This is a genomic window from Paraglaciecola sp. 25GB23A (assembly GCF_040012495.1).
GTDB lineage: Bacteria > Pseudomonadota > Gammaproteobacteria > Enterobacterales > Alteromonadaceae > Paraglaciecola.
On sequence record NZ_JBDYKM010000025.1, the window covers coordinates 46,901 to 56,406 of the forward strand.

Genomic DNA, 9,506 nt, shown 5'->3' on the forward strand with positions numbered 1-9,506 from the left:
TAATCAACGGCATCGATTTTTTTCATACCATTTTGAAGACTGCCAACAAGGCCTTATCTGCCTAGAGTCCCCCGCCCGTCTGTCACTGTCAACCTTGTCCGTTGTAACAGTATGAGCTACCTCGCGCTTTAATGGAAACTTGCTTGTATTCAACTCCGTTTTTGTCGCACTTTATCTCATAAAACCCGATAGTATTACCCCATGATTGGTTTACTAAAACAACTTAATGTCTGACCTGCAAATATTTCAACAAGCCCGCTTAAGTCGCGACCCGCGATTTGATGGGCACTTTTTTATCGCGGTGAAAACGACTAAAATATTCTGTCGTTCGATTTGCCCAGCTAATCTGCCCTTAGAAAAGAATGTTGAATATTTTGTCTTCGCTCAGCAAGCCATGCAAAAAGGTTATCGTCCTTGTTTACGCTGTCGGCCAGACAGTGCGCCAAAATCCTACGCTTGGCAAGGCACGACGACCACAGTGATGCGCGCAAGTCAGTTGTTACATACCCATCTCGATTTGAGCATCAGTGAAGTTGCTGAAAAACTGGGGATTGGTGAGCGTTATTTCCGCCAGTTATTTAAGGCGCATGTGGGCCTCAGTCCCAAACAATTTCAATTGTACGATCAAATATTACTGGCTAAACAACTGCTGCATCACAGCAACCTCAGCATTGAACAGGTTGCCCAGTCTTGTGGATTCAACAGTGCGAGACGCTTACAAATACAAATGAAACAACTGTGTAGTTTATCACCGTCACAAATTCGCCATCAAAAAAAGACACTTGAACAGGATATTCGTCTATCAGTCGCTTTTCGAGCACCCTATGATTGGCCACAAGTCAGAGATTTTCTTGCGTTGCGAGCCATTGCCGGGATAGAACAAGTTACGCCAAGCAGCTATGCCCGCTTTTTCTGCCTTGAAAATGAACAAGCTTGGTTCAAAGCAGAATATGATGAATTGCACCAGCACTTCAAACTGCACATTAAACTGAATAATATAAGTCTTTTGCCAAAAGTCATCGCCAACATAGAAAGAATGCTTGATGTAAACGCCGATGTGCATGCCATTGCGCAGAGACTGGTATTAAGTGGGGTTCCGCCAGAATGCCTGACTGTTGGTCTGCGTTTACCCGGTGTTTGGAGTATCTTTGAAGCAGGATGTCGCGCAATTTTAGGTCAGCAAATTTCCGTCAAAGCCGCCATCAACTTACTAACATTACTCAGTGCAACATTAGGTGATAAACAAGTAGATGCCCTTTATTTCCCTAGTCCGTCAATGGTAGCGAGTAGCGACTTGAGTTTTTTAAAAATACCAGCTAGTCGGCGTAATACCTTGCGGGCATTTGCTCAATGGTATGAGCAACATCCACAGGGTGATATTAACGAGTGGATCAATATAAAAGGGATAGGTCCGTGGACCATTGCTTATGCTCATCTGCGCGGAGCTTCATTACCTGATATATGGTTAATGACCGATCTGGTGGTCAAAAATCAATTAAAGAAATACGCAATAAAACCTGATGTTGCTCGCCCTTGGCGCAGTTACTTAACCTTACAACTTTGGACGCTAGCATGAGCGATGGCACGATCTTTTATAACTATATGTCTAGTCCTTTTGGTCAGCTTGAGCTCGGTGCAACAAATGATCATTTATACTCTATTCGATTTGAAAGTGAGCATTTACATATGGTTAGAGTTAATAAAATTCTAGAAAATACTCAACAACAGCTTACAGAATATTTCGACGGCAGCAGACTGGATTTTGATCTGCCACTTTATAGCGCCGGCACATGCTTTCAAAAACAAGTATGGCAGCAGTTGTGCTGTATTCCTTACGGGACAACGTGTAGCTACGGTGATATTGCTCAAAAAATTGGTCGACCAAAGGCAGTCAGAGCCGTGGGTGCAGCGAATGGTCGTAATCGGATTGCTATTATCGTGCCCTGTCATCGAGTGATAGGTGCTAATGGCAGCTTAACCGGTTATGCATGGGGTATTGCAGTCAAAACCGCTCTGCTTAATCACGAACAACAGATTCAACACTTATTAGAAGGAAATACCTTTGCCAACTAAATATGCTGCCGAGTTGGTCCTCTTAGCCGCCATTTGGGGCGCGTCATTTTTATTTATGCGCTCGACTTCAGCAGAATTCGGTCCGATTATGCTGATCACTCTGCGTACTGGTATTGCAGCCCTAGTGTTACTGCCTTGGTTAATTTTACAACAGCACACAGGGCTTATGTTCAGACATTGGCGCACAATAACAATTATAGGCTTAACCAATACGGCCATTCCATTCTGCCTGTTTAGTTATAGTACCCTCTATTTAGGTGCGGGCTATGCTTCTGTATTAAACGCCACAGCACCTATGTTTGGCGCATTAATCGGATTTTATTGGTTAAAAGACAAATTATTACCTGTGGCGATTGTTGGTTTAGTTATTGGGTTTGTTGGCGTGTTGGTACTTAGTTTATCTCGACAACACACAGAAATTGCCACTAATTGGCTACCTATAATGGCAGCACTTGCAGCGACTTTTTTATATGGTCTTGCCGCTTGTTACTCTAAACGCTATTTGCAAGGGGTAAATGCCTTAGCGATTGCCACAGGTAGCCAACTTGTAGCAACACTTACTCTAGCCCCAATCAGTCTGTTTTTTTGGCCTGCGACTATGCCGGGTATTGAAAGTTGGTGGCAAGTGATTATTTTGGGTGTTGTATGTACCGCATTCGCCTATATTTTGTATTTTCGTCTGATTGCCAATATAGGCTCAGCCAAGGCTATTACTGTGGCCTATTTGGTGCCGGTATTTGGCGTACTGTGGGGCATGATTTTCTTGGCTGAGCAATTAAGCTTGGGCATGTGGATAGGGGCAGGCTTAGTATTATTCGGTGTTGCACTCACTTCAGGCTTAGTCAACCGATATCAAACTAAGCCTGCTGTTTAGCTTAAGCCTCTATCAATTGCATTCTTACGACGTTACGACCATCACGCTTAGCAGAAAATAAGGCATCATCGGCAGCAGATACTACTTCTGACATCGTGCGGGCGATGGCGGTAAATGAGATACCAAAACTACCGGTAATTTGAATAGAAGTAGTACCCGTTGTAATTGTCATGGCGGCCAGTTTATTACATAGTCTTTGGCAAATGTCAGCCGCTTCATGGGGACCGGTATCTGGCATCAAAATGATAAACTCTGCACCCGACCAACGTCCTAAAACGTCTTTATCGCGAATTTCAGCCATCAACATTTTGGTTACTTGACGTAAAACAATATCGCCCGCTTTACGCCCATGTGTTTCATTAATAGGCGTAAAATTATCGAGGTCAACTAATACCAAACTGACCGACTGCTTTTGATACATTAGTTCTTCAAACTTGAGTGTGATATTACTGCGATTAGGTAACTCGGTGAGAATATCGATTTGTTTAATTTTCTGAATATCTCTTTTGAAGTAGTACAATAAATTATAAATAAGCAAAAACAACCCAAAAATAACAGCAAGCAGAGTCACGATACTAATAATGAAACCGCGACTAATATCAATTTGCCGAGACTGCAAAGGAGTAAGTAAATATAATGTCCAGTCAAAGGCCTTAATATTTAGTTCTGCAATCAATGACTCGACCCCATCAATTGGCAATAAAAGATTGTTCAGTGATGTTTGTTCGCTTTCACTTAAGGCCGCATACCAAGGCAAATCATTCAAATTTTTAAATGTGGCGCCTTGAACCAATAATTCAGGGTCTGATGTGAGGGTAATGTCATTATTCTGATCGACAAAAATAAAGTCATAACCATAGGCTTTTTTGTACTGATTAAATATTTCGGTAAATCCCTGCAAGCTTTTGCCCACACCAAAAACACCTAAAAATTGCATGTCGTCATCGTATACTTTTAGATCAATATAAAACTGCGGGTTTTGCCACTGTCCTATATCAGCCATTGCATCCACTGGCTGTGCCTTGTACCTGAAATACCAATCTACTGTTGATTCATCCAAAACTATTTTAGTGCCGTCAGAATTGTATTGAATACGGCTCGTTTCACTCGCGATAAAAAAGTTAAGGTCAAACTCATTGTGCATGCGAGCAAGCGTTGCAAAAACTTGCTCTTCATCAATGCTTGGCGCTCCCATAATATTATTCAGTTCACGGGCCTTAACCAAGGTTTGTGAAATATGTAAGGGCTTCATCAACTCTTCGACAATGAGTTGTAAGGCGGGGGAATGAGATTGCTGTTGCGCGCGACTTTGCTCAGCCACAATTTTCGAAACACTAAAATGTACTAACGTCACAATTGATATTACTACGATGACAAATAACATCAGGATACTTCGATGTAACGTTCTAAAAATATTCACAGGCAGCCTTGCTTATGTTGAGTTATTTTTTAAACCAAAAGTCTTTTTGGCTAAGTGATATTCCACAGTAGCGCACAATTAAAATCAAGTTTCATTCGCTACTTATACAAAATTAATTGTGCATTAGTTCATCTTTTTAACCAAAGTATAAAAAGATGTAAGCAGTCAAATGCCTAAAAAAATTAAAAAACTGCAAAAAAATCAACTTTTAAGTGACCTAGACTGACTAAGTATCATAGCATTGTCAGGCCTTAAATGTGGCGGGCTAAGTCCAAAGTAATAGCTTTTACCTTTTAGCTTAAGACTTAGAAATAAATAGAAATCAATACGGTTTTATCAAAAGACAATCCGCTTTGATGTAGTATCTGCAAATAATAATGCTGAATATAAAGGATACAATATGACATGTTCTGTAGTCATTCTGGCTGCTGGTAAAGGTACCAGAATGAAATCTACCTTACCCAAGGTTTTACATCCAATCGGTGGTAAACCTATGGTGCAGCACATCATTGATACCGTGCGTCAAGTAGGTGCCACCAATATCAATCTTGTTTATGGGCACGGAGCCGACCAGTTGCAACAAACCTTGATACACAATGAATTGAACTGGTGTTTGCAGGCAGAACAACTTGGCACGGGACACGCGGTGCAGCAGGCGTTGCCCTATTTGGCTGATAATGAGGATGTACTGATTTTGGTAGGTGATGCGCCCCTAATTAAAGCAGCGACCCTCGAGCAGCTACTTAAAATTAAACAACAAGCAGATTTAGCCCTGCTCACAGTGCATCTGGATGATCCCACTGGCATGGGCCGTATTGTTCGCAACGGCGAACAAGTAAGCGCCATTGTCGAACATAAAGACGCAACAGACGCACAGCGCCTAATTACTGAAATTAATACCGGTATGATGGTGATGGGTGGCAAAGATCTAAAAAGGTGGTTAAGCCAATTAAACAGTAACAACGCACAAGGTGAATTTTACCTGACTGACGTTATAGAAATGGCAGCCAAGGAAGGAAAAGTCATTAAGGCCTCTCATCCCACTTCAGCAACCGAAGTAGAAGGGATCAACAACCGTATGCAATTGGCCAAAATAGAGCGGGCCTTTCAAACCGAACAAGCTAACGATTTAATGAGTAAAGGCGTTACCTTGCTTGATCCACAGCGCTTTGATTTGCGTGGTGATTTAGTGGTTGGTCAAGACATAGTGATTGATGTAAATGTAGTTATTGAAGGCACAGTCAGTATTGGTTCTAACGTTAAAATTGGGCCCAACTGTTTACTGATAGATTGCACTATTGCTGACGGTACTGTGGTAGAGGCTAATTCTATCATCGAGCAAGCCCAGGTTGCTGAAAACTGCACAATAGGGCCATTTGCACGCTTGCGACCCGGCACCCAAATTCTCGAAGGTGCTAAAGTGGGTAACTTTGTTGAATTGAAAAAGACCATTTTAGGTTTAGGCTCCAAGGCTAATCACTTTACTTATTTAGGTGACACAACAGTAGGTAGCAAAGTTAATATTGGCGCGGGCACCATCACCTGTAATTATGATGGTGTGAATAAAGCGCGTACTGAAATTGGTGACGGTGCTTTTATTGGCTCAAACAGCTCAATTGTGGCCCCCGTATCCATCGGCAAAAATGCCACCGTCGGAGCGGGTTCTACCATCACCAAATCCGTTGCCGATGAAGAATTAGCGATTGCACGAGCCAAACAACGTAATATTACCGGCTGGCAAAGACCGACTAAAAAATAAGCTTATGTAAAAATATACTTACGAATGCAACGTTATAACTTTCATTTCGAAAGATAATATTGCATTTAGTAATTTATTTATTAAACTACGTAACATTATATCTGTCGAGCAGGCTGTCTTTTGCAAAAACGTAATACTCAACAACGCCGCCGAGCTATTATTGAATGCCTAAACGCCAATGGTGAAGTCGTCGTTGACGAATTAGCACGACAATTTTCAACTTCTGAAGTCACAATTCGCAAAGATTTGACTGAACTAGAAAATAATGGCTTGTTACTGCGCAAGTTTGGTGGTGCTGTATTGCTGCCCAAAGACTCTTCAGAGCTGTCGAATGAACTTTTGTCTAGCCGCAAAATGGCTATTGCCAAGGCTGCGGCAGAATTAATTAAAGATCATAATCGTATAATTATCGATAGTGGCAGCACCACGTCTGCCCTTTTACCCTTATTAAAAAGTAAAATTGGCCTGGTTGTTATGACCAATTCTCTGCAAGTAAGTAATTACTTACTTGAACAAGAAAATGAGCCTAAAGTACTGATGACCGGCGGTAGCTGGGATACGCAATCTCATTCATTTCAAGGTAAAATGGCCGAGTTAGTGCTGCGTTCATATAATTTTGATCAGGCATTTTTAGGTGCGGCAGGCTTAGACCTCGCTCAAGGTACCACTACATTTAACGAGTTAACTCAGCTCAGTAAGGTTATGGCTGAAGTATCAAATCAAGTAATTGTGATGGCCGAATCAGAAAAGTTACAACGAAAAATACCCAATGTGGAATTACCGTGGCAATCTATCTCGATCTTAGTGACAGACGACCTGATAAGTATTGAAGCAAAACAAAGTATTGAAAAACATGGTGTCGCAGTGATCTGCGCTAAACCCCTTTAATTGGAGTCATTGTATGTGTGGAATTGTTGGAGCAATTGCGGAAAGAAACGTAGTAGAAATCCTGTTAGAAGGTTTAAAACGTCTTGAATACCGAGGATATGATTCTGCTGGTGTGGCTTTATTAGACGCAGATGGACACCTCTCTCGAACACGACGCATTGGCAAAGTCAAAGAATTAGCCGATGCTATTCATCAGTTTCCCGTTAAAGGTGCGACAGGCATAGCCCATACTCGTTGGGCAACCCATGGTGGCGTAACTGAAGCTAACGCCCATCCCCACTTTTCCAGTGAACGTATCGCGGTAGTGCACAATGGCATTATTGAAAACTATCAACAACTACGCCAAGACTTAACAGCTAAGGGCTATGGCTTTACCTCTGATACCGATACCGAAACTATTGCCCATCAAGTGCATTGGGAAGTTGATCAATGTAAGGACTTACTTACTGCAGTACAAAGAGCAGTAGCTAAGTTTCATGGCGCCTATGGAACAGTTATTATGGATAAACTTGATCCTGAACGCTTAATAGTGGCTCGCTCTGGTAGTCCTTTAGTCATAGGTTTAGGCATAGGTGAAAACTTTATTGCCTCTGATCAAATGGCACTCTTACCAGTAACACGCCGATTTATGTATTTAGAAGAAGGCGACGTTGCGGAAATTACCCGTACCACCATCAAAGTATATGATTGCCAGGGCGAGTTAGTAGAGCGCGAAGTCAATGAATCTGACATTGAACATGATGCCGGTGATAAAGCCGGTTATCGCCACTACATGCTCAAAGAAATACATGAACAACCCAGTGTAGTGCGCAATACCTTATCAGGGCGTTTACATGAAACAGGTATCAGTGCCAATATTTTTGGCCAAGGCGCCGATGAATTATTAGCCAAAATAAAACACGTACAAATTATTGCCTGTGGCACTAGTTATCACTCAGGTATGACCGCTCGCTATTGGTTAGAGCAATACGCCAACGTCTCATGTAACGTAGAAATTGCCTCAGAGTTTCGCTATCGCAAATCTTTTGTGCATGCCAATAGTTTGATTGTAACCATTTCACAATCCGGCGAAACAGCCGATACGCTAGCTGCTTTGCGTTTGGCCAAAGAACAGGGCTACGCCGCCAGCTTAACCATTTGTAATGTACCTGGTTCATCATTAGTTCGAGAGTCTGACTTAGCCTTTATGACCCTCGCTGGCGCTGAAATCGGTGTGGCCTCAACCAAAGCCTTCACTACCCAATTGACTGGTTTGTTGATGCTAACCTTAGCACTTGGCCAGCACAATGGCATGAGTCAACTTGACCATACCAACATCGTCAAGGCACTTCATAGCTTGCCGGCAAAGTTAGAAGAGACTCTCGAACTGACCAAAGGCATCAAAGAACTAGCCGAAGAGTTTGCCGACAAACAGCATAGTTTATTTTTAGGCCGTGGTGACCAATATCCAATAGCAATGGAAGGCGCACTAAAACTAAAAGAAATTTCGTATATTCATGCTGAAGCCTATGCATCGGGTGAATTGAAACATGGTCCGTTGGCCTTAATCGATGACGAAATGCCTGTTATCGTGGTAGCACCTAACAATGAATTGTTAGAAAAGCTAAAGTCGAACGTAGAAGAAGTGCGCGCGCGCGGCGGTATTATGTACGTATTCGCCGACAAACAAGCCAATTTCAAAAGTGATAAGACCATGCGGGTCATCAATGTACCCCATTGTGAACCAGCTATCGCCCCGATCATTTACACCATTCCACTGCAGTTGCTGTCTTATTACGTTGCCATTATTAAGGGCACGGATGTCGACCAACCAAGAAATTTAGCCAAATCCGTAACGGTAGAATAACAAAAGGGGCTTAGGCCCCTTTTTTGTGCTTGCACATTAATGTTTGAAACTGAGACTCCATGAAACCCGTGATTTTGTGTACTTGGTTTTTGACCAAATTACTTAATGTTTGTAACTAGGGACAGCCAAAAGTTAAAACGCTATATAAACTCGACGAATTAAAGTTTGAAACTCAGTCTTACTTAATATGCTGACAGGCGGGTTTGAGCGAAAAGCGGAAGTTCGGCTGAGCTGCTATGAAGATCGCCTATCCAAAGTAAAGCAGACATTCAACTTTAAATTTCCTTTCAAATCGCTGTTTTGTGCGGTTTATATCCATTAAACATATCGGGTGTATTACTTAGAAGTCTCACTAATATCCTTTAATAACTCGGTGTTTGTCATAGGTTATTGATTTAGCAATGTTTTTCTAAAAATGAATAGGAAATTACTGAGACTTCTCAGTAATTTCCTATTTGAAAGGTAAGTTTAGTGCTCAAAATGCTTTCTAACTTATTGATTATTGGTAAACTTAGGATTATTAATTCACGTAGGTGTCTGGAATTTACTGAGACGTCTACATAATAAGCTGTTGAACTAAGCCGCTGCGCGGAGCCTGCGTTTTTCCTGATGATGTTCCACACTTCTGAGTGGGTAATGTTGCCCA

General features: G+C 41.9%; 7 protein-coding genes. 6 read left to right on the forward strand and 1 reads right to left on the reverse strand.

Annotated elements, in window-relative coordinates; genetic code table 11:
• Positions 1–226 precede the first annotated feature (226 nt).
• The 3 genes from ABKW31_RS19885 to ABKW31_RS19895 are packed head-to-tail and all read left to right on the forward strand — an operon-like array spanning position 227 to position 2,947.
• Entirely contained in the window at positions 227–1,576 is a 1,350-nt protein-coding gene (locus ABKW31_RS19885; RefSeq protein WP_348618339.1) for an Ada metal-binding domain-containing protein, read from the forward strand.
• Positions 1,573–2,073: a methylated-DNA--[protein]-cysteine S-methyltransferase gene (locus tag ABKW31_RS19890; protein ID WP_348618340.1), complete on the forward strand. Its 501-nt coding sequence runs from the start codon at positions 1,573–1,575 to the stop codon at positions 2,071–2,073. Before ABKW31_RS19885 ends, ABKW31_RS19890 begins: the two co-directional genes overlap by 4 nt.
• A complete protein-coding gene (locus ABKW31_RS19895; RefSeq protein ID WP_348618341.1) occupies positions 2,063–2,947 on the forward strand; it encodes a DMT family transporter in 885 nt (294 codons plus the stop codon). Before ABKW31_RS19890 ends, ABKW31_RS19895 begins: the two co-directional genes overlap by 11 nt.
• 1 nt (position 2,948) lies before the next feature.
• On the opposite strand, the gene ABKW31_RS19900 is transcribed toward ABKW31_RS19895, so the two are convergent.
• The gene (locus tag ABKW31_RS19900) at positions 2,949–4,367 is read right to left on the reverse strand and encodes a sensor domain-containing diguanylate cyclase (RefSeq protein WP_348618342.1); all 1,419 of its coding nucleotides are present in this window, start codon (positions 4,365–4,367) and stop codon (positions 2,949–2,951) included.
• A gap of 400 nt (positions 4,368–4,767) precedes the next feature.
• Here ABKW31_RS19900 and glmU point away from each other — a divergent pair, with 400 nt between their 5' ends.
• The 3 genes from glmU to glmS all read left to right on the forward strand — a co-directional run bounded on the left by glmU (position 4,768) and on the right by glmS (position 8,860).
• Positions 4,768–6,126: a bifunctional UDP-N-acetylglucosamine diphosphorylase/glucosamine-1-phosphate N-acetyltransferase GlmU gene (gene glmU / locus ABKW31_RS19905; RefSeq protein WP_348618343.1), complete on the forward strand. Its 1,359-nt coding sequence runs from the start codon at positions 4,768–4,770 to the stop codon at positions 6,124–6,126.
• Between the two features lie 120 nt (positions 6,127–6,246).
• Positions 6,247–7,014, forward strand: coding sequence for a DeoR family transcriptional regulator (locus tag ABKW31_RS19910; protein WP_348618344.1), 768 nt, complete (start codon positions 6,247–6,249; stop codon positions 7,012–7,014).
• A 13-nt stretch (positions 7,015–7,027) separates the two neighbouring features.
• Entirely contained in the window at positions 7,028–8,860 is a 1,833-nt protein-coding gene (glmS, locus tag ABKW31_RS19915; RefSeq protein ID WP_348618345.1) for a glutamine--fructose-6-phosphate transaminase (isomerizing), read from the forward strand.
• Positions 8,861–9,506: the final 646 nt, after the last annotated feature.